This window comes from Trichococcus palustris (genome assembly GCF_900114465.1).
Taxonomy (GTDB): Bacteria; Bacillota; Bacilli; order Lactobacillales; family Aerococcaceae; genus Trichococcus; species Trichococcus palustris.
In genome coordinates this window covers 13954-33198 of sequence record NZ_FOTD01000007.1, presented here as the reverse complement: position 1 = coordinate 33198, position 19245 = coordinate 13954, and the positions used below count along the sequence as shown (strand labels likewise).

Below are 19245 nucleotides of genomic sequence, written 5' to 3'. Positions count from 1 at the left end.
CAAATTTTTTACGGTAAATGGAATGATACCTACAGTATAGATTATACAGCACAGTCACATGGAGGAGGAAATGGGATGGACAGGGAAAAAAGAAAAACAGGTAAGCGGAAATGGCTAAAGGTCAGTCTACTCGGCATAGCAGGACTCTTGCTGGTGCTGATCCTTGGCTTTCTATGGTATGTGAATGATTATTCCAAGGCGACGGATGCGGCCGTTCAAGCGATGACGTCCGATAGCGCTGTTGCCGTCACAGCGGAGGATGGGACGACCCTATTCAAACCGGTTGATGAAGACCCCACTACGGGAATCATCTTTTATCCGGGCGGAAAAGTGGACGAAAAAGCCTACGCCCCGCTGCTTAAGCGATTGGCAGCGCAAGGCTATGCCGTATTTTTGGTTAGTATGCCCTTCCATCTGGCCGTCTTCGACAGTGATGCCGCAGAACCGATCATCGCGGAACAGGGCCAACAAATAGAAAAGTGGTATCTTTCCGGACATTCGTTGGGCGGCGTGATGGCAGCCCAGTTCGCTGCGCAGCAGCCGGATGAGATCGCCGGGTTGATTTTTCTGGCTGCCTATCCCGCTGTGGATCTGTCGGGAACCTCTCTGGCTGTGTTGTCCCTCTACGGCAGCGACGATGGCGTGTTGGACCTAGCAGCCTACAACGATGCAAAAAAATATATGCCCGATGATTACAAGCAATTCGTCATCATGGGAGGGAACCATGCCCAGTTCGGCGACTACGGTAGACAAGCAGGGGACGGCGTCGCGGCAATAACGGCTGCCGAACAACAGCAAGCGGCGGTCGACGAAATCGTATCATTTATCGGAAAGCAGTGAGGAAAACGATAAAGGCCCTAAAAACAGCCACTTTTGGCCGGATAAATTCCGCAAAAGCTTTCGCTGATAGCCAGATTGCAATTCCCAACTGGTATAGACATGGTATAATAGACAAGTGTCACCTACCCATGACTGAAGTCACTGGTCTCCGAGAACTAAAAACAATGAAATCGCTTGATGACAATCCCTACGGCTTGTCAGAAACAATTCAAATAACAAGTGCGAAAAATGCCGCAAAAGGAGAAAATCCATGCCAAAGATTACCGTAGTCACGATGGACACCTTGACAGATGACCAAAAAGACAAGGTGAAAGAAATATTTGTAGATAGCTACTATAAAGAGATGAAAGCTTTATCCCCAAAAAAGGAAAATTTATTGAGGGGCTTTACCCATGTTTTGAGGGAAGAGGCTATCCATGTGGCCATGCTCGACGACAAACCTGTTGCGATGGCCGGCTGTTCGACCAATAAGCGACGTTCGATGCAAGCCCACAAAACAGATTTCTTGGCCAATTTCGGCATGCTGATGGGACCTTTCGGCACAGCTTGCTTCAAAAAAGAATTTGAAACTCCCCTGCAGATAAACGATGACACCCTCTATTTCGAATGTGTTGCCACAGACGAAGCCCACCGCCGGAAAGGCATCGCGACCGAAATGCTGAGCGAATTGATCCGGACATTGCCCTACCAAACTTTTTCCTTGGATGTCTACAACACCAATGATTGTGCAAAACGCATCTATGAACGGATCGGTTTCAAGGAAACCGGGCGCAAAAAATCGCTTATCGGCAAAATCTTTTTAGGCTACCAGGAAAACATCTGGATGAGCCGCCCAAAATCCCTCTGATAGAAAACGGAAGGATGAACCGCTTGAAAAGAAAGCATCGAACCACAAGAGAACCCTCCAAAACCGCATAAACCCTACGAAGCTTTTCCTTTCGAATGCACCCAATCAAAAAAAATATGAAAACATAAAAATCCATTAGACAAACCGAAACAGCTTTGATATAGTAGAACAGATATAAACACATTCTATGATGAAGAGAGTACTTTTAACGATGTTCCTAGCGAGTGAGGCCGGTGTAAGCTCACAACAAAGTGAAGAAGGAAACGCACTTCAGAGAAAATGGTTTGAAAGTAACAGTCACTGTTTTTTGCAAAGGCTTAAAGCAAACTGTTATGAGTACAATGATTCGGTTCGGCCCCGTTACAGGTCCATAAGGATAAATGAATCAGCAGTTCGGGTTTGCTTTATCGAATTAGAGTGGTACCACGGATATTCGTCTCTATTTTGCCAAGGCAGAATAGGGACTTTTTTAGTTCAATGGGGAAGTTCAGGAAGAGCGAAAACAAAAAGGAGATTGAAATATGGATTACAAAAAAATTGTTGCTGAAGAGATTCAAAAGTTAGTAGCAGAGCATTTAACTTATGATCAAGTTTATCAACTGTTGGAAGTGCCTAAATACACGGAACATGGGGATGTTGCTTTCCCGGCCTTCGCGTTGGCAAAAGCGTTGCGCAAAGCGCCGCAAGCCATTGCAGGCGAATTGGCGGAGCAACTGGCTCATGCCTACATCGAAAAAGTGGAACCGATCGGACCGTACGTCAATGTATTCTTGAACAAAAAAGCCGTGACCGACACAGTGTTGCATGAAATCGCCGCTGAACAAGGCGAATTCGGTACCGCCAATATCGGACTGGGCGGCAATGTGCCGATCGACATGTCTTCCCCTAACATCGCAAAACCCATTTCAATGGGACACCTGCGTTCGACCGTCATCGGAAACGCCTTGGCGAACATCATGAAAAAAGTCGGCTACAATCCGATTAAAATCAACCATCTGGGCGATTGGGGCACACAATTCGGTAAATTGATCGTTGCCTACAAATTATGGGGCAGCGAAGAAAAAGTCAAAGCGGAACCGATCAATGAATTATTGACACTATATGTCCGTTTCCATGCAGAAGCCGAAGAAAACGATGAATTAAACGATGAAGCACGCGCTTGGTTCAAAAAATTGGAAGACGGCGACGAAGAAGCTTTGCATCTATGGACTTGGTTCCGTTCCGAATCCCTGCAAGAATTCATGAAAATATACGATATGCTGGGCATCACTTTCGATTCATTCAACGGCGAAGCCTTCTACAACGACAAGATGGATGAAGTCGTGGAACTGTTGGACAATGCGGGCATCCTGACCCAGGATCGCGGCGCAACCATTGTCGACCTTGAAAAATATAACTTGAACCCGGCTTTGATCAAAAAATCGGATGGTGCAACCTTATACATCACCCGCGACTTGGCTGCAGCGATCTACCGCAAACGGACCTACGATTTTTCCATGTCCTTATACGTAGTCGGCAACGAACAAAGCAACCACTTCAAGCAATTGAAGGCCGTATTGAAAGAACTGGGCTACGATTGGGCAGAAGATATGCACCACGTCCCATTCGGTCTGATTACGCAAGGCGGCAAGAAATTATCCACTCGCCAAGGGAAAGTCATTCTGCTGGAAGAAGTGTTGAACGAAGCTACCGACTTGTCATTGAAACAAATCAACGAGAAGAACCCTACTTTGGAAAACAAAGAAGAAGTCGCGAAAGCGGTCGGCGTCGGCGCCGTCGTCTTCCATGACCTGAAAAACGATCGTTTGAACAACTTCGACTTCGACTTGGAAGAAGTTGTGCAGTTCGAAGGCGAAACAGGCCCTTACGTACAATATACAAACGCACGCGGCTTGAGCATCCTGCGCAAAGCCGATGCAGAACTGGAAACAGCTTATGACCTAGGATTGGATGACGCTTACGCATGGGAAGTCGTGAAATTATTGAACAATTTCCCGGAAATCATCCTACAGGCCTACGAAAAATTCGAACCATCCGTTGTTGCGAAATACACGATCCAATTATCACAAGCGTTCAACAAATACTACGGCAACACAAAAGTCTTGGTCGAAGACGACCAACGCAATGCCCGCCTCGTACTTGTTAAAGCCGTAACCACCATCCTACAAGAAGGACTAAGACTACTAGGAGTCCAATCCCCAGAAAAAATGTAGGATGAGATGAATCCCGCGGTAGAAATTGAGCACTAAGAAGACATTACGAGAACGGCCGCTCTTTGGCCGCGACGTAATGTCAGCTTAGGCACTCAAACGTCACAGTGCGACGTTTGAGGTCTTTCGCAATTATGGTACCAAGACAAATGATGCAAATTTTACTGGTGATTCAGAACTCGACTGAGTAGGATACGATGAATTGCGGAACCCCCTGCAATTCAGAGTTCAACTAGTAGGATGAGATGCACTGTGACCATACCGGTCAAGTGTATCATGTCTCTAAGCGATTAAAATCGTAAGAGCCATGACAATTCGCGTTTAGATACCCGTACGTTGGAGCGAACCACGAAGGGAACCTCTTTTGTTCCCTACGCGATTCGTGAAACGAACCTCCTGCGCCCCGATCAATAAGCAGCACCCTGTAATAACCCAAAACAGTTGGTAATCGTTTTGGGTTATTTTTCAACCCTTCAGCAATTAAAAAAATGACAGTGAGGCAACAGATGCTGTACGATAGAGGAAAGAACGAAAGGAAGGACGCTGGTGCAGATGAATCTGTATAAAAAGCTGATGGCTGATGAACGGGTTGTTTACCTCTACAAAGGTATCCTTGTCGGCCTGTTTTCCGGAATTATCGTCAGCTTGTTCAGGTTGGGTATTGAAATGATGTTGGGGAAGGTCAGCGAAGCCTATCAATTGTTCAAATCTGAACCCATCTGGCTCTTGGCTTGGATTCCCCTGACTGTTGCGGTGGCAGGTGTGATCGGATGGTTGGTCAAAAGAGAACCGAATATAAAGGGAAGCGGCATCCCGCAATTGGAAGGGCAAGTGCAAGGCATCATGACCCTCAAGTGGTGGCCGATATTGTGGAAAAAATTTATCGGTGGTACATTGGCAATTGGGTCGGGGCTGTTTCTGGGCAGAGAAGGCCCTGCCATTCAGATGGGTTCTGCCATCGGGCAAGGGGTCAGTCAACTGACGAAGGGCGACGATGTTGAAGAGCGTATCCTTTTATCGAGCGGCGCCGGCGCCGGTTTGGCGGCAGTTTTCAATGCTCCGCTGGCCGGATTGATGTTCGTTTTTGAAGAAATTCATCATAATTTTTCGCCTTTGGTAGGCATAACTACTTTATCGTCGGCCCTCGTAGCAAATTTTGTTTCCTTGAACATTTTCGGATTGACACCTGTATTGAACATCGGAGCGATGACCACCTTGCCGATAACCTATTACGGTTTGATTGTCCTTTTGGGCATCTTTTTGGGCTTCTGTGGTTGTCTATACAATAAGCTTTTGCTTTCCATGCCAAAAATATACGGGAAAATAAAATTCATCCCCAGCAACTTCAACGGCATCATCCCTTTACTTTTGGTGATACCGATCGGTTATTTCCTGCCGCAAATCAGTGGAAGCGGCAGTGACTTGGTCATGCAGCTGGATAATTGGAAACTGTCCATCGGCATGCTGATTTGGTTGTTCGTTTTCCGTTTCCTTTTTTCAGCGATTTCCTACGGCGCCAATGTTCCTGGCGGAATCTTGCTGCCGATGTTGTCTCAGGGTGCCATCTTGGGGGCGTTATATGGGCAAGCCGCAATCGGCATCCTTGATTTAGAACCGAAATATTTGCCGCATTTCATCATCGTCGCAATGGCCGGTTATTTTACGGCAATCGGGAAAACGCCTCTGACGGCCATCCTTTTGGTTACGGAAATGGTAGGTGGGTTGAATCAGCTGACGGCACTCTCCATCTGTTCTTTGGCGGCGTATTTCACGTCTGATTTGTTGGGAGTGAAGCCGATCAACGAAAGTCTATTGGATAGACTGATAGCTTCCCATGACAGCAAACGAGTCGGCAAAAGTTACTTGTTCAACCTGCCCGTCACCGCCGACAGCTATTTCGCAGGGAAAACTGTCCATGAGGTATCCTGGCCGGAAGATGTCTTGGTCACGTCCATCCGCAGGGGACAAGGAAATTTTGTCGCAAATGGGAAAACGTTGATGCAGACCGGCGATGTCCTGATTGTATTGACCGATCTGGGGCTGGCAAAGACGGTCCAGGAGGAATTGAAGGTCCTCGAAAAAAGGAAAAAATGATCAGATGGTAGGACGATGACCAGGCATTTTGTCGGGAAATATGCTATCCTTAAAGATATGCAGACGCTATTCGACTATAAGGACGCAGACGATTTGAAAAGGGGAGTTTTGAAAATGGGGAGAATATCAGCGATCACATTGACGGATCAGCCGGAGCAACGGGTCTTATCCATAAAAACAGAAACAACCATGAAAGCGATGCAGACCGAAATCGAAGCATGCCGGGAAAAAATACTGACGTACCTCATTTTGTTGGGGGAATTGCCGGCAGGACCGAGCTTTACCGTCTATTATTCGTTCACGAAACAGAATGTTGAATTAGAGGTGGGCTATCCCGTCGCAAAAATATTGCCGCCTCGCGATGAAATCAGCATGTCCGCGATTCCTGGAGGGAAAAAGGTTTCCTGCCTGCATATCGGGCCATACAATGAGATACCGAAAATCTACCAGGAACTGGATACGTGGTTGGAAGCGAATGATTACGAAACGGATGGGACATCTGTCGAAACCTATTATAATGGGGAAGGCTATTCCCCTGAAGAATATCTGACAAAAATAGAATTACCCATCCAAGAGAAGGATGAACCAGCATAACAAAAAATCAAAGAAAGAAACAGGCCGTCATCGAGACGGCCTGTTTTAATGGAAAGGACACATAATGGAAGAGAATAAACAACAACCTGTAAAAAAAGAGAATAAAATGGGGGTCATGCCGATCAACAAACTGCTTGTCTCCATGTCGGTACCCATGATGATTTCCATGATTGTGCAGGCTTTGTACAATGTCGTCGACAGCATCTTTGTGGCGCAGATCAGCGAAAAGGCTTTGACAGCCGTTTCCTTGGCGTTCCCGATCCAGAACTTGATGATTGCCTTGGCGGTCGGGACCGGCGTCGGGATCAACGCGTTGGTGTCAAGGCGTTTGGGTGAAAAGAATTATCCGGCCGCTAACCATACGGCGGATAACGGCATTTTTTTGAATGCCATGCATTATCTCCTTTTCCTCCTGTTTGGATTGTTTTTTTTGCCATTATTCTTCTCGTTCCAAACAACGGATGCAGAAATCATCGCATATGGAATCGATTATTTGAACATCATCACCCTGTTTTCGGTAGGAATATTCATGCAGGTATCCATGGAGCGTCTGCTGCAGTCGACCGGTAACACGATGTACGCGATGGTGACGCAGGGAATGGGTGCCATCCTGAACATCATTTTGAACCCCATCTTCATTTTCGGTTGGTTCGGTGTGCCGGCGATGGGAATAAAAGGATCAGCCATCGCGACCGTGGTTGGTCAAATATCGGCGGCCTCGCTCGCTTTTTATTTCAATGTCCGCTTCAATAAGGAAATCAGCCTGTCCTTCGGCGGGTTCCGCCCCGATCTGAAGACGATCAAAAAGATCTATTCCATCGGGGGACCTTCGATTGTGATGCAAGCGGTAGGCTCCTTCCTGAACTTGAGCATGAACAATATCCTGATCCGTTTCACACCGACCGCAACGGCCGTCTTCGGTGTCTACTTCAAGCTGCAAAGCTTTGTGTTCATGCCGGTATTCGGCTTGAACAACGGGATGGTGCCTATCATCGCCTACAACTATGGAGCGGATGCAAAAGACCGCATCAAAGAAACGATCAAATTATCAAAGGTCTATGCCATGGCTATCATGTTGATCGGACTGGTTATTTTCCAATTGATCCCTGAACAGTTATTGCAGCTGTTCAATGCTTCCGATGAAATGCTGAAGATCGGCATTCCGGCTCTGCGCATCTTCAGCCTATGCTATGTGTTTGCCGGCTACAACATCGTGTCCGGATCCGTCTATCAAGCTTTCGGCAGGGGCGGGTTAAGCCTTTGGGTTTCCCTCATCCGTCAAATTGTGGTCCTGCTTCCGGCGGCGTTTCTGCTGTCCCTGTTGGGTGACGTGTCCTTTGTCTGGTGGGCATACCCAATCGCGGAACTATTCGCCATCGTATTGAGCCTGTATTTCAACAAGAAGATAGACGAGGAAGTCATCAAGCAGATCTATCCGCATACGATTGCGGATGTCATCTGATGACTGAACGACAAAAAATGGCCGGCAGGGCGCAATACTGCCGGCCATTTTTGTTGCATTCGTAAACGGCTCTAATCAAGGAAAGCCTTTCTCGCGCTTGCCGGAGCTCCGGCTTTACATTCTGAACGGACACTCTTGAACTACCCCCACCTACGCATTCGCTTAGAGATGGAGGATTCCTACGAACACCGAAGTATCCCCCGGTTAATTGAGTAGGCTACCCCCGCAGATTCCTGCGGTTAGAAGCCTTAAGGCCTCATTCTTGATATTGATGCTTGCGTTCAGATCGCGGTCATGGTGGGTGTGGCATTCCGGGCAATCCCATTCACGGACGGCAAGATTCTTCACGGCTTTATTTTGGTATCCGCAGCCGGAACACAGTTGGCTGGACGGAAAGTTTCGGGTTACTGCAACAACCTGCTTGCCGTACCAGCACGCTTTGTATTCCAGCATGGCCCGGAATTGGGACCAACTGGAGTCGCTGATGGCTTTTGCAAGCTTGTGGTTTTTGACCAGGTTGGAAACCTGTAGATCCTCGATGCCGATGATGTCGTGGTTTTTAACGATCTCGGTCGATATTTTCTGCAGGTAATCGGTTCTGGCATTACTGATTTGTTCATGGATTCTGGCGACTTTGACGCGTTGCTTCTGGTAGTTTTTCGATTCGGACAGTTTGCGCCCGTCCTTTTTGGCTTGCTCCCGCCGTCTGGAAAGTACTTTTTGTTCCTTGGCGAGTTTCCGTTCCAGTTTGCGGAAAGGCCGTAGGTTCTTGTAGACGGTTTCATCGGAAAGGACGGCAAAATTTTTCAAGCCCACATCGATGCCGCAAATGGAACCCGTCTTGGGCAGTTCCTGAACCTCGGTTTCGACCAATATGGAAATATAATACTTACCCGACGGATTCCGCCTTATGGTGGCGCTCAGTATTCTTCCGCCCACTTCCTTGGACTTGGCAAACGGGACCAACCCCAATTTGGGTAGCTTCAGTTTGTTTCCCACGATGGCAATATTCCCGTTCGTCTGTTTGGTGGTGTAGGACTGGACGGGGTTCCGTTTGCTTTTGAAGCGTGGCGCGCTGTTCTGCTTTTTGAAAAAACGGTCGAAGGAATCGCTGAGATTCCGCAAAGAGGACTGCAATGCGATACTATCCACTTCCTGCAGCCAGAGGGTGTCTGCTTCCTTCTTAAGCGCTGTCAGACTGGCCGAGCATGTGCCATAGCTCAGTCCTGCTCCTGTATCCTCATAGGTTTGATTCCATTCGGACAGAAAGTGATTGAACACGAAACGGGAGCAGCCAATGGTCTTCCCAATCAAAATCTGTTGGTCCTCCGAGGGATAGAGTCGAAACTTGTACGCTTTATGGATAATCATGGCTGCTCACCTCCTTATATCATACATTATACACGAACGCGTGTTCGTAACCAAGTGCGAAGGTGCAGGGAGGGAAAAGATTTTTCGACAAACAAATAGGCTGACGCCTACCGACATTCATCTCCCGCCTACTCATTGGGCTATGCCTCTATCATTCCTTTAGACGGGAGTCTTCTGTCGGAGTGTGATAAAATTAGTGTGAGCAATAGTTTTTTTACTAGTGAACGGAGGGCTTCAATTGAAAATCGGGATTATCGGCGCAACGGGGAAACAAGGAAAGCTTATTTTGGAAGAGGCACATGCGAGAGGGCATGACGTGACGGCAATCGTCAGGAATCCTGATAAGGTGATGAACGGCAACGTAAATGTGTTGCAGCGTGATATTTTTGCTGTCCAAGTGGAAGATTTGAAAGGCTTCGATGTGATTGTGGATGCCTTCAACGCACCTGTAGGCGAGGAAGAGGAACATGTGACGTCCCTGCAGTCGTTGATCGATGAATTGGAGCATCTGCCCGGAACGCGCTTGATTGTGGTCGGCGGAGCCGGCAGCCTGTACGCGGATCCCGGCAAGACCATCCGGGTGATGGAAACAGAGGGATTTCCGGAAGCGTACAAACCGACGGCGACCAATATGGCTAAGGCATTGGGCATACTCAAGGACAGCAAGGTGAATTGGACCTACATTTCACCTTCGGCATTCTTCGATCCGAACGGGAACCGCACCGGGAAATACACGGAAGGGGAAGAGACGCTCTTGCTGAACAGCGAAGGCGAAAGCTACATCAGCTATGCCGATTATGCGATTGCCTTGGTCGATGAAATCGAACAACAAAAACATCTGCGGGAAAGATATACGTTAGTCGGCGAAAGGATATGACGGGTCCCACGATCGCAAGCAGCTTTCGATAGAATGGAAGGGAATTCAGAGCGCGACCAGGAAGAAATGGAATGCACAACAGAATAGTGAGGAGAATCATAATGGAGACACTGGAATTGATTATTGATTTCCACAAGCACAATCCTCGGCAAGGTCCGGGGAGCCCGCAAAGCACAATCAGGGCCCTGCAATTTCTACCGCAATTGACACCGCAAGCGAAATTGCTGGATATCGGTTGCGGGACCGGGGCCCAAACCATGGTTTTGAGCGAACAGACGCCGGCCCACATCACCGCGATCGACAACAGTCCCGAGTTTCTGGAACTGTTGCGGCAGAAAGTGATGGAGATTGGCATCGGCAGTCGGGTGGATGTGCGGGAAATGGATATGGAACAATTGGATTTTGAACCCGATTCTTTGGATGTCATTTGGGGAGAGGGAGCCATCTACAATATCGGCTTTTCCCGCGGCCTGCAGGAATGGCATCCGTTGCTGAAGGAGCAAGGCTACCTGGTCGTTTCGGAAATCTCCTGGTTGACGACGGAGCGGCCGACAGAAGTGGACCGCTATTGGACGGAAGTCTATCCGGAAATGGGAACCATATCCCAGAAAATCAGCCAAATAGAAGAAGCCGGCTATGTACCGCTGGCGCATTTCGTTTTGCCGGAATCCGACTGGACCACGCATTATTACCACTACTACGAAACCGGCGCAGCCGCCTTTCTTGAGAGAAACGATAACAGCCAGGAAGCCTGGGACCTCATGGCGGAGAACAGGAAAGAAATCGCACATTTCGAGAAATATAAAGACTACTACAACTACGTCTTCTACATCATGCAGAAAAACTGACTTCTTAATCAAAATGATAAAGAGTGCCTGACATAAATCATGAAAAATGATTGTGTCAGGCACTCTTTTGCTTCGTTCAAAAAAGAAAGCGGAACCTATGCACAATCTTAACACCCTACAGCTTTCCTTAACACTATCTTAACGGGTGTTGGCGTTATGATTAACAAGTAGAAAAACAAATAACAAGAAGTTGGGAGTGGGAACGGTGCAAATTGTATCCATCTTTGCGGGTTTATTGGGGTTGGGCTTATTACTATATTTATTTTATGTCTTATTTAGAGGTGAAGAGCTATGAGTTTTATTATTGTGCAATATGCCGTTTTCTTCGGCATCCTGGTGATTCTGGCATCGTTTTTTGGGAAATACATTTATAAGGTGATGACAAATCAAAATGTATGGCTGTCCAAAGTGATGGCGCCGATAGAAAAAGGAGTATACCGTCTCATTGGGATAAAGGAAGAGGAAGAGATGACTGCGAAGTCGTATGCTCTGGCCGTCATCCAATTTTCGATTGCCGGATTAATAGGGTTGTGGATTCTTTTAATGGGGCAAGCGTACCTCCCCTTAAACCCTGAAGGGAAAGTTGGCCTGTCTTGGGATTTGGCTTTCAATACTGCAGCTAGCTTCGTCACAAACACGAACTGGCAAGCTTATGCTGGTGAGGATAGCTTGTCTTATTTATCTCAAATGCTGGGATTGACGGTGCAAAACTTTGTATCGGCAGCGGTTGGCATGGCCGTGCTGTTTGCGGTCATCCGCGGATTGGCACTAAAGGAAAGCAAGACGATTGGGAACTTTTGGGTAGATGTAACGCGGGTCATCCTATATGTCCTGATGCCTTTAGCTATGATCGTCGCACTTTTATTGGCATCACAAGGGGTCGTTCAAACCTTTCAAGGGGTGCAACAAGCAAATGGCTTGGAGACAGGTGAACTTTTCAGTGTTTCACTAGGGCCGGTAGCCAGTCAAGCCGCCATCAAAATGCTCGGCACAAACGGGGGAGGATTCTTCGGTGTGAATGCGGCCTATCCATTTGAGAACCCGACTGCCTTTTCAAATGTACTGCAAATTTTTTCCATGTTACTGATTCCGGTGTCATTGCTTTTCACTTTTGGTAAAGCGGTGAACGACAAGAAGCATGCAAGAGCGCTCTTTACAACCATGGCGGTTCTCTTCGTTGGGATGCTGGCACTCGTGACGTTCAGTGAACTTACGATGGGTCCGGTATACGCGGGTGTTCAAACGAGCGGAAATATGGAAGGGAAAGAAGTGGTTCATGGTATCGCCGGTTCTACCTTATGGGCAGCGGCAACGACAGCAACATCAACCGGCGCAACCAATTCCAGCCTATCCAGCTATACCTCATTAGGAAGCATCGCGCCATTATTCTTGATGCAGTTAGGCGAAATCGTCTTCGGCGGTATCGGATCAGGCATCTATGGGATGTTGGCCTTTGTGCTGCTGGCGGTTTTTATTGCCGGACTGATGGTGGGGCGTACGCCAGAATATCTAGGTAAAAAAGTTGATCCTTTCGACATGAAAATGGCGAGTGTGATGATTTTAATACCGTCTCTATTAAGCTTAATCGGTACTTCCGCAGCCATCATGATGCCTATGATAGGGAACTGGATCCATACCGACGGAGCGCATGGCTTTACGGAGGTGCTTTATAATTTCACTTCCATGTCCAATAACAACGGGAGCAGCTTTGCGGGATTCGAATCCAACACCGTCTTTACAAATCTCGTTGGGGGCATCACGATGACGGTTGGCCGTTTTGTTCCGATGATTGCAGCCCTTTATTTGGGGGGCAATTTTGCGAAGAAGAAACAAGTGGCTGTGACGGAAGGGACACTTTCTACGAGCGATGGCTTGTTTACGGCATTCCTGTTGGGGGTCATCATCATTATTGGCGCGTTGAGCTACTTGCCATCCTTAACGCTAGGGCCGATTGCAGATTTTTTTACAACAATATAAATTGAGGTGAATAAGCATGAATAATAATGCGATATCAAAGGATATTCTGATGGATGCGGTAAAACAATCCTTTAAAAAATTGACACCAAAAGTGCAAGTACGCAACCCAGTCATGTTGGTCGTTTACCTGGGAGCACTTTTCACGACCATTTTGTATTTTATATCCTTAGGCGGTTTAAAAGATGAGTCTTCCCTATATACCTTTACCATAGCCTTGATATTATGGTTTACTGTGCTCTTCGCCAACTTTGCAGAAGCGATTGCGGAGGGACGGGGTCGTGCCCAAGCCGATACCCTACGCAGTGCACGTTCCGATGTGGAAGCAAAAAAATTGAGAACGAAAGAAGACCATGGCACTTATGAGATGGTCATTTCCAGCGCACTGAAGAAAGGCGACCTTGTTTTCGTCGAAGCCGGAAATCAAATCCCGATGGACGGTGACGTCGTCGAAGGTGCGGCATCCGTTGACGAGAGTGCCATCACAGGCGAATCGGCGCCGGTCATACGCGAATCAGGCGGAGACAGGAGTGCCGTAACAGGCGGGACAACGGTTCTATCGGACTGGTTAGTCATCAAAGTGACGGCAGAAGCCGGCGAAAGCTTCTTGGACAAAATGATTGCTATGGTTGAAGGGTCTTCCCGCAAGAAGACTCCGAATGAAATAGCCTTGCAAATCATTTTGGTGACATTGACCATCATCTTCTTGGTTGTTAGTGCCAGTCTGTTCCCATTCACAAATTTTTCGGCCGAGCAAACAGGTCAAGGTACCGCTGTTTCCATCACAAACATCATTGCTCTGCTCGTCTGCCTGGCTCCCACCACAATTGGTGCTTTGCTCTCCTCCATTGGGATCGCCGGAATGAGCCGATTGAACCAAGCGAACGTTTTGGCTATGAGCGGGCGTGCCATTGAAGCGGCAGGGGACGTGGATGTCCTGTTATTGGACAAGACCGGAACAATCACATTAGGCAATCGCCAAGCGGCTGAATTTTATCCGCTTGAAGGCGTGACTGCCGAGGCATTGGCGGACGCAGCACAATTGTCTTCTTTGGCGGATGAAACGGCGGAAGGAAGGTCGATTGTCGTTCTGGCAAAAGAGAAATTCAACATCCGCGAACGCAATATGGGGGCATTGCATGCGGAGTTTATCGAATTCACCGCGAGAACAAGAATGAGCGGCATCAACTACCAGGACAACGAAATCCGTAAGGGCGCAGCCGACACGGTCAAGGCCTATGTCTTGGAACACGGCGAAAAATATCCGGAAGCGTGTGACGAAATTGTAAGGGATATTGCTGAAAAAGGCGGCACACCGCTTGTAGTTGCGAAAAATTTCAAGGCGATGGGCGTCATCTATTTGAAAGATATCGTGAAAAACGGAGTGAAGGAAGAATTCCAAAATTTGCGAAACATGGGAATCAAGACAATCATGATTACCGGGGATAACCCCATGACGGCAGCAGCCATCGCCGCTGAAGCGGGTGTGGATGACTTCCTGGCAGAAGCGACTCCGGAAGACAAAATGAACCTGATCCGTGAATATCAAGCAAACGGGCATTTGGTCGCCATGACCGGAGACGGTACCAATGACGCCCCCGCATTGGCGCAAGCAGATGTGGCGGTGGCGATGAACTCCGGAACGCAAGCAGCAAAAGAGGCTGGGAACATGATCGACTTGGATTCCAGCCCAACAAAACTGATTGAAATCGTCCGGATCGGGAAACAGTTGTTGATGACGCGCGGTGCCTTGTTCACGTTCAGCATCGCCAACGATGTGGCGAAGTATTTCGCGATCATCCCGGTATTGTTCTTAAGCATCTATCCGGATTTAGCTGTGTTGAACTTCATGAACATCACAAGCACGAACAGCGCCATCCTATCGGCGATCATCTATAATGCCTTGATCATCATTTTCTTGATTCCATTGTCTTTAAAAGGGGTTGCCTATAAAGAAATCCCGGCAGGGAAGCTGTTAAAACGCAATATTTTGATTTACGGTTTGGGCGGTTTAGTGGCGCCCTTTATTGCAATTAAACTGATCGATATCATCATCACCTTTTTGGGATTAGTGTAGGAGGGAACCATGAAAAAATTAGGAACAAGTATACGTGCACTGATGGTTTTCACCGTCATCTGCGGGATTGTCTATCCCGTCGCCATAACGGGCTTTTCACAGTTATTCTTTCAAGATAAAGCGAATGGTAGTATGATTACTATAGAAAACAAGGAAGGGACCGCAGAAGTGGTAGGGTCGAAATTATTGGGGCAAACCTTTACGGATCCTAAGTATTTAATCGGACGGCCGCAAGAAGTCAGCAACCTGTCCCCTTCCAGCGATGAACAGGCGGCCGCGGTTGCCGGGAGGGTAGCCTTTTGGGAAGACTTGGATCCGTTGAATAAGGAAGCTGTCCCGGCTGAATTGGTGACAGCACCAGCGAGCGGAGTCGATCCCAATCTTTCACAGGCAGCAGCTGCCTATCAGGTGAATCGGATCGCACGCGAACGCAACTTGGAGCCAGCGACGGTTCAGGCAATCATCGACGAACAGACAAGCGGACGGGCATTCTCCCTTTTCGGGGAACCGGTCGTGAATGTCCTGGAAGTGAATTTAGCATTGGATGAATTGTCCAACGGATAGGAAAAGATAGAAAAGGAGGGTGAGGGATGGGAATGCAGGAGGACAAGCGTCCGGATCCGCTTGAGTTGCTGAAAAAGATCAAAGAAACAGAGGAACGTCAAAAAGAGGATTTCGGCAAGCTGAAAATATTTTTTGGATATTCGGCCGGAGTGGGGAAAACCTTCGCGATGCTGGAAGCGGCTCATGATCAAATGGAAGCGGGTGTGGATGTCGTCGTCGGCTATGTCGAACCGCATACCCGTCCCGAAACGAATTTTTTATTGCACGGACTTTCTTTTATTAAGCCAAAACAAGTGACTTATAAAAATATCCAACTGCAGGAATTTGACTTGGATGCTGCCCTGAAACGGAAACCGAAATTGATTTTGGTGGATGAACTGGCGCATACGAATGCGTTTGGTGTACGCAATAAAAAAAGGTACCAGGATATAGAAGAACTCCTGCGGTCCGGCATCGATGTATACACAACGGTGAATGTGCAACACATCGAAAGCCTGAACGATATCGTTGCGAAAATCACAAATGTTAGCGTGAATGAAACCATACCGGACTATATCTTTGATCGGGCTGACAGCATTGAACTGGTCGATATAGACTCAGAAGAATTGATCAGCCGGCTGAAGGAAGGCAAAATATACCGGGAAGACAAAGTGAAATTGGCCCAACAAAACTTCTTCACGAAAGAGAATTTGCGCTTGCTGCGCGAAATAGCCATGCGGAGATTGGCCGACAGAATCAGCGCCGAACAACAGTCACAAAGCGGTTCAACCGATAAATTCGCCAATGAGAACATTTTGGCATGCATCAGCCCCTCGCCATTCGCAGCGAAAAGTATCCGTTGGGCTGCTCGGACTGCGGAAGCTTTCCATTGCAATTGGACAGTAATATACGTGGAGACGGGCGATGAGGACAGATTATCCATCAAAGAAAAGGAAATTTTAGAGGGGAATATGGCACTGGCCGATAAATTAGGCGCCAAAACGCTTGTTCTGCACGGAAATGATGTAGCTGAAACCATAGCGGAATTTGCAAATATATCTGGGATCACAAACATCGTAATCGGGAAAAGTCGAAAGCAGGAAGGGTTCCATTATTTTGGGAGAATAGATTTTGAAGATAAATTGATTTCCTTACTGGATAAGAGTGAAATCCATATTCTTTCCAACAACGAGTCTAGCAGGGAGTGGGAGCAGGCATCCAAAAAAATAGCATTCAAAAAATGGATGCAACATTGGTCCCTATCATGGACGGACACAAGCAAGATGGCCAGCATTTTGCTGTCGGCAACCCTTGTATCTTACGGACTGCAAATGTTAGGGGTGGAACAGTATAACCTATCAATGGTCTATTTACTGGGGGTAATCGTAACAGCGAGAATGACTAACGGATATGTCTACGGCGCATGTTCTTCACTGATAAGCGTCATCTTATTTGATGTCATGTTTGTTTCGCCTGTTTTTGATTTGAAAATATATGATTCCAACTATATAGTCACATTCATTATCCTGCTCCTGATTGCATTGATTACCTCAAGCATGATCACAAAATCAAAAATCCAGTCCTATCTGATAGTGGAAAGAGAACAACGCCTACATGTCTTGTATGACATCAACCGGCAACTTTTAAAAACACGCGGATTGACTAATATTACTGCCATCGTGAACGAGTATATCGGCCGTTTGTTTAATCGCTCTGTTGTTTTTTACACTAAAAATGATAAAGGCGGCATCCAGAGCGATTTGCTGGATATGACCAGTGAGGATGATGCGGATTACCTCATCTCGCGGGATGAGCAGGCGGTTGCCAACTGGGTATTTTTAAATAATAAAATCGCCGGTTCGGGGACAGATACGCTCAGCGGGGCAGATGGATTTTATCTTCCAATCGCCTCAGAAGGGGAAGTACGGGGCGTATTGGGGATTGATTGCAAAAAGGAGCCCTTCAACCATGAGAATCGCGCTACCCTACAGATGATCTCTTCTTTGATTTCCCTCGCTATGGAACGTCAGGAATTATCGGATAAGCAAAGAGAAACAACTGTCGAGAACGAAAGGGAAAAAATGAGGAGCAATTTGCTCCGTTCAATCTCACACGATTTGCGGACACCGTTAACCGGCATTTTGGGAGCCAGTTCCGCTATATTGGAAAATGAGGATACCTTGGACAAAGAAACGCAGCGCAGATTATTGCATTCCATTCAAAGCGAAGCGCAATGGCTCATTCGCCTGGTAGAAAATTTGCTTTCGGTTACGCGCATCCAAGACGGTTCTGTTTCGATCATTAAAACCGATGAAATCGCCGAGGAAGTCATTGCGGGTGCAATCAGCCGTATTAAAAAGAGGTTCCCCAATCGCAAGTTTCGGGTCAGCGTTCCGGATGATGCCTTGTTTGTGCCGATGGATGCGACTTTAATTATGCAAGTGCTGATCAACCTGATGGAGAATGCAGTAAAATTTTCACCGGAGGATTCCACGATAGATGTCTTTCTGCATGAGAAGAACAAACAGGCCGTCTTTGCGGTGGTCGATTATGGAGAAGGAATTGCAGACGAAGAGTTTCCGTTTTTATTCGAACCTTATAAGGCAAATAACCGCAAGAATTCCGATTCATCCAGAGGCATGGGAATCGGTTTATCCATCTGTATGACCATTGTGCAGGCGCACGGTGGGAAAATGAAAGGCGTCAACCGCATTGATGGTGGTGCTGTTTTTGAATTTACATTACCGTTGGATGAGGAGTGAAAAAGGATGGAAAATAAATTCAGTATTCTTTTGATCGAGGATGAAGAAAATATTACGGATTTTTTAACAGCTATCTTACTGTCAAATGATTATCATGTAATCAAAGCTAAAAATGGAAAAGAGGGATTGTCGATGATGACTTCCTATAATCCCGACTTAATCCTATTGGATCTAGGATTGCCCGATATGGATGGGGTAGATGTACTGAAGCAAACGCGCAAATTGTCAGATGTTCCGATAATGGTTGTATCGGCAAGGGACAACGAACGGGAGAAGGTGGAGGCGCTGGATCTGGGAGCAGATGACTACATCACAAAACCGTTCAGCACATCAGAGCTGCTGGCACGCATCCGCACAGCGTTAAGGCATAGTCTTCATAAAAAAAAGGCTTCTGAAATGCCGGACGCTATCTTTACGGTAGGGGAACTGGCGATTGACTATGAAAAAAGGAAGGTTTCAGTCGGGAAAACGGATGTGCATTTGACTCCGAATGAATACAAAATAGTAGTTCTGTTGTCCCAATATGCCGGCAAGGTTTTGACGCATGATTTTATTACCAAAGCCATATGGGGGCCATACACCGATGAGAACAGGACATTACGGGTAAATATGGCGAATATCCGCAGAAAGATCGAAAAAAACCGAGCTGAGCCTGAATACATATTGACCGAAGTCGGAGTAGGTTACCGCATGGTAGAAGAGCTCCAGGGAAAATGAAACACACACATATCTTCTTGCGCAACAGA

At 47.2% G+C, this 19245-nt stretch carries 15 protein-coding genes and 1 other annotated feature; of the genes, 14 read left to right on the top strand and 1 reads right to left on the bottom strand.

Going from position 1 to position 19245, the window contains the following annotated elements:
- Positions 1–75 precede the first annotated feature (75 nt).
- From BM101_RS06400 to BM101_RS06370, 6 genes are all read left to right on the top strand, one after another.
- On the top strand, positions 76–840 hold the full coding sequence (locus BM101_RS06400) for an alpha/beta fold hydrolase (protein ID WP_087033956.1): 765 nt from the start codon (positions 76–78) through the stop codon (positions 838–840).
- Between the two features lie 250 nt (positions 841–1090).
- Positions 1091–1687, top strand: coding sequence for a GNAT family N-acetyltransferase (locus BM101_RS06390; RefSeq protein ID WP_087033957.1), 597 nt, complete (start codon positions 1091–1093; stop codon positions 1685–1687).
- Between the two features lie 178 nt (positions 1688–1865).
- Positions 1866–2131 (top strand) — a binding site (T-box leader).
- Positions 2132–2208: 77 nt separating this feature from the next.
- Positions 2209–3900 (top strand): arginine--tRNA ligase, encoded by a 1692-nt coding sequence (gene argS / locus BM101_RS06385; protein ID WP_087033958.1) that lies wholly within the window; start codon positions 2209–2211, stop codon positions 3898–3900.
- 549 nt (positions 3901–4449) lie between these two features.
- Positions 4450–5991: a ClC family H(+)/Cl(-) exchange transporter gene (locus BM101_RS06380; RefSeq protein ID WP_087034008.1), complete on the top strand. Its 1542-nt coding sequence runs from the start codon at positions 4450–4452 to the stop codon at positions 5989–5991.
- Between the two features lie 15 nt (positions 5992–6006).
- Positions 6007–6585: a GyrI-like domain-containing protein gene (locus BM101_RS06375; protein WP_087033959.1), complete on the top strand. Its 579-nt coding sequence runs from the start codon at positions 6007–6009 to the stop codon at positions 6583–6585.
- Positions 6586–6649: 64 nt separating this feature from the next.
- Positions 6650–8047: an MATE family efflux transporter gene (locus BM101_RS06370; protein ID WP_087033960.1), complete on the top strand. Its 1398-nt coding sequence runs from the start codon at positions 6650–6652 to the stop codon at positions 8045–8047.
- A 204-nt stretch (positions 8048–8251) separates the two neighbouring features.
- On the opposite strand, the gene tnpB is transcribed toward BM101_RS06370, so the two are convergent.
- Positions 8252–9418 (bottom strand): IS200/IS605 family element RNA-guided endonuclease TnpB, encoded by a 1167-nt coding sequence (tnpB, locus tag BM101_RS06365; protein WP_093399842.1) that lies wholly within the window; start codon positions 9416–9418, stop codon positions 8252–8254.
- A gap of 238 nt (positions 9419–9656) precedes the next feature.
- On the opposite strand from tnpB, the gene BM101_RS06360 reads away from it, so the two are divergent.
- The 8 genes from BM101_RS06360 (at position 9657) to BM101_RS06330 (ending at position 19216) form a co-directional block, all read left to right on the top strand.
- Complete coding sequence (locus BM101_RS06360) at positions 9657–10295, top strand: NAD(P)-dependent oxidoreductase (protein WP_087033961.1); 639 nt, start codon at positions 9657–9659, stop codon at positions 10293–10295.
- A gap of 101 nt (positions 10296–10396) precedes the next feature.
- Positions 10397–11143, top strand: coding sequence for a class I SAM-dependent methyltransferase (locus tag BM101_RS06355; RefSeq protein WP_177194413.1), 747 nt, complete (start codon positions 10397–10399; stop codon positions 11141–11143).
- 196 nt (positions 11144–11339) lie between these two features.
- Complete coding sequence (locus BM101_RS14560; protein WP_409373495.1) at positions 11340–11438, top strand: potassium-transporting ATPase subunit F; 99 nt, start codon at positions 11340–11342, stop codon at positions 11436–11438.
- On the top strand, positions 11435–13120 hold the full coding sequence (kdpA, locus tag BM101_RS06350) for a potassium-transporting ATPase subunit KdpA (protein ID WP_087033963.1): 1686 nt from the start codon (positions 11435–11437) through the stop codon (positions 13118–13120). Before BM101_RS14560 ends, kdpA begins: the two co-directional genes overlap by 4 nt.
- A gap of 16 nt (positions 13121–13136) precedes the next feature.
- On the top strand, positions 13137–15194 hold the full coding sequence (gene kdpB / locus BM101_RS06345; RefSeq protein WP_087033964.1) for a potassium-transporting ATPase subunit KdpB: 2058 nt from the start codon (positions 13137–13139) through the stop codon (positions 15192–15194).
- A 9-nt stretch (positions 15195–15203) separates the two neighbouring features.
- Entirely contained in the window at positions 15204–15758 is a 555-nt protein-coding gene (gene kdpC / locus BM101_RS06340; protein ID WP_087033965.1) for a K(+)-transporting ATPase subunit C, read from the top strand.
- Positions 15759–15784: 26 nt separating this feature from the next.
- Positions 15785–18499, top strand: coding sequence for a sensor histidine kinase (locus tag BM101_RS06335; RefSeq protein WP_087033966.1), 2715 nt, complete (start codon positions 15785–15787; stop codon positions 18497–18499).
- A gap of 6 nt (positions 18500–18505) precedes the next feature.
- On the top strand, positions 18506–19216 hold the full coding sequence (locus BM101_RS06330) for a response regulator transcription factor (protein ID WP_087033967.1): 711 nt from the start codon (positions 18506–18508) through the stop codon (positions 19214–19216).
- Positions 19217–19245 lie beyond the last annotated feature (29 nt).

Coding starts and splice junctions, on each gene's coding strand:
- kdpA (WP_087033963.1), top strand. CDS start 11,435: ATGAGTTTTATTATTGTGCAATATGCCGTTTTCTTCGGCATCCTGGTG.
- BM101_RS06335 (WP_087033966.1), top strand. CDS start 15,785: ATGGGAATGCAGGAGGACAAGCGTCCGGATCCGCTTGAGTTGCTGAAA.
- BM101_RS06330 (WP_087033967.1), top strand. CDS start 18,506: ATGGAAAATAAATTCAGTATTCTTTTGATCGAGGATGAAGAAAATATT.
- tnpB (WP_093399842.1), bottom strand. CDS start 9,418: ATGATTATCCATAAAGCGTACAAGTTTCGACTCTATCCCTCGGAGGAC.
- BM101_RS06375 (WP_087033959.1), top strand. CDS start 6,007: ATGACCAGGCATTTTGTCGGGAAATATGCTATCCTTAAAGATATGCAG.
- BM101_RS06355 (WP_177194413.1), top strand. CDS start 10,397: ATGGAGACACTGGAATTGATTATTGATTTCCACAAGCACAATCCTCGG.
- argS (WP_087033958.1), top strand. CDS start 2,209: ATGGATTACAAAAAAATTGTTGCTGAAGAGATTCAAAAGTTAGTAGCA.
- kdpB (WP_087033964.1), top strand. CDS start 13,137: ATGAATAATAATGCGATATCAAAGGATATTCTGATGGATGCGGTAAAA.
- kdpC (WP_087033965.1), top strand. CDS start 15,204: ATGAAAAAATTAGGAACAAGTATACGTGCACTGATGGTTTTCACCGTC.
- BM101_RS06370 (WP_087033960.1), top strand. CDS start 6,650: ATGGAAGAGAATAAACAACAACCTGTAAAAAAAGAGAATAAAATGGGG.
- BM101_RS06400 (WP_087033956.1), top strand. CDS start 76: ATGGACAGGGAAAAAAGAAAAACAGGTAAGCGGAAATGGCTAAAGGTC.
- BM101_RS06390 (WP_087033957.1), top strand. CDS start 1,091: ATGCCAAAGATTACCGTAGTCACGATGGACACCTTGACAGATGACCAA.
- BM101_RS06380 (WP_087034008.1), top strand. CDS start 4,450: ATGAATCTGTATAAAAAGCTGATGGCTGATGAACGGGTTGTTTACCTC.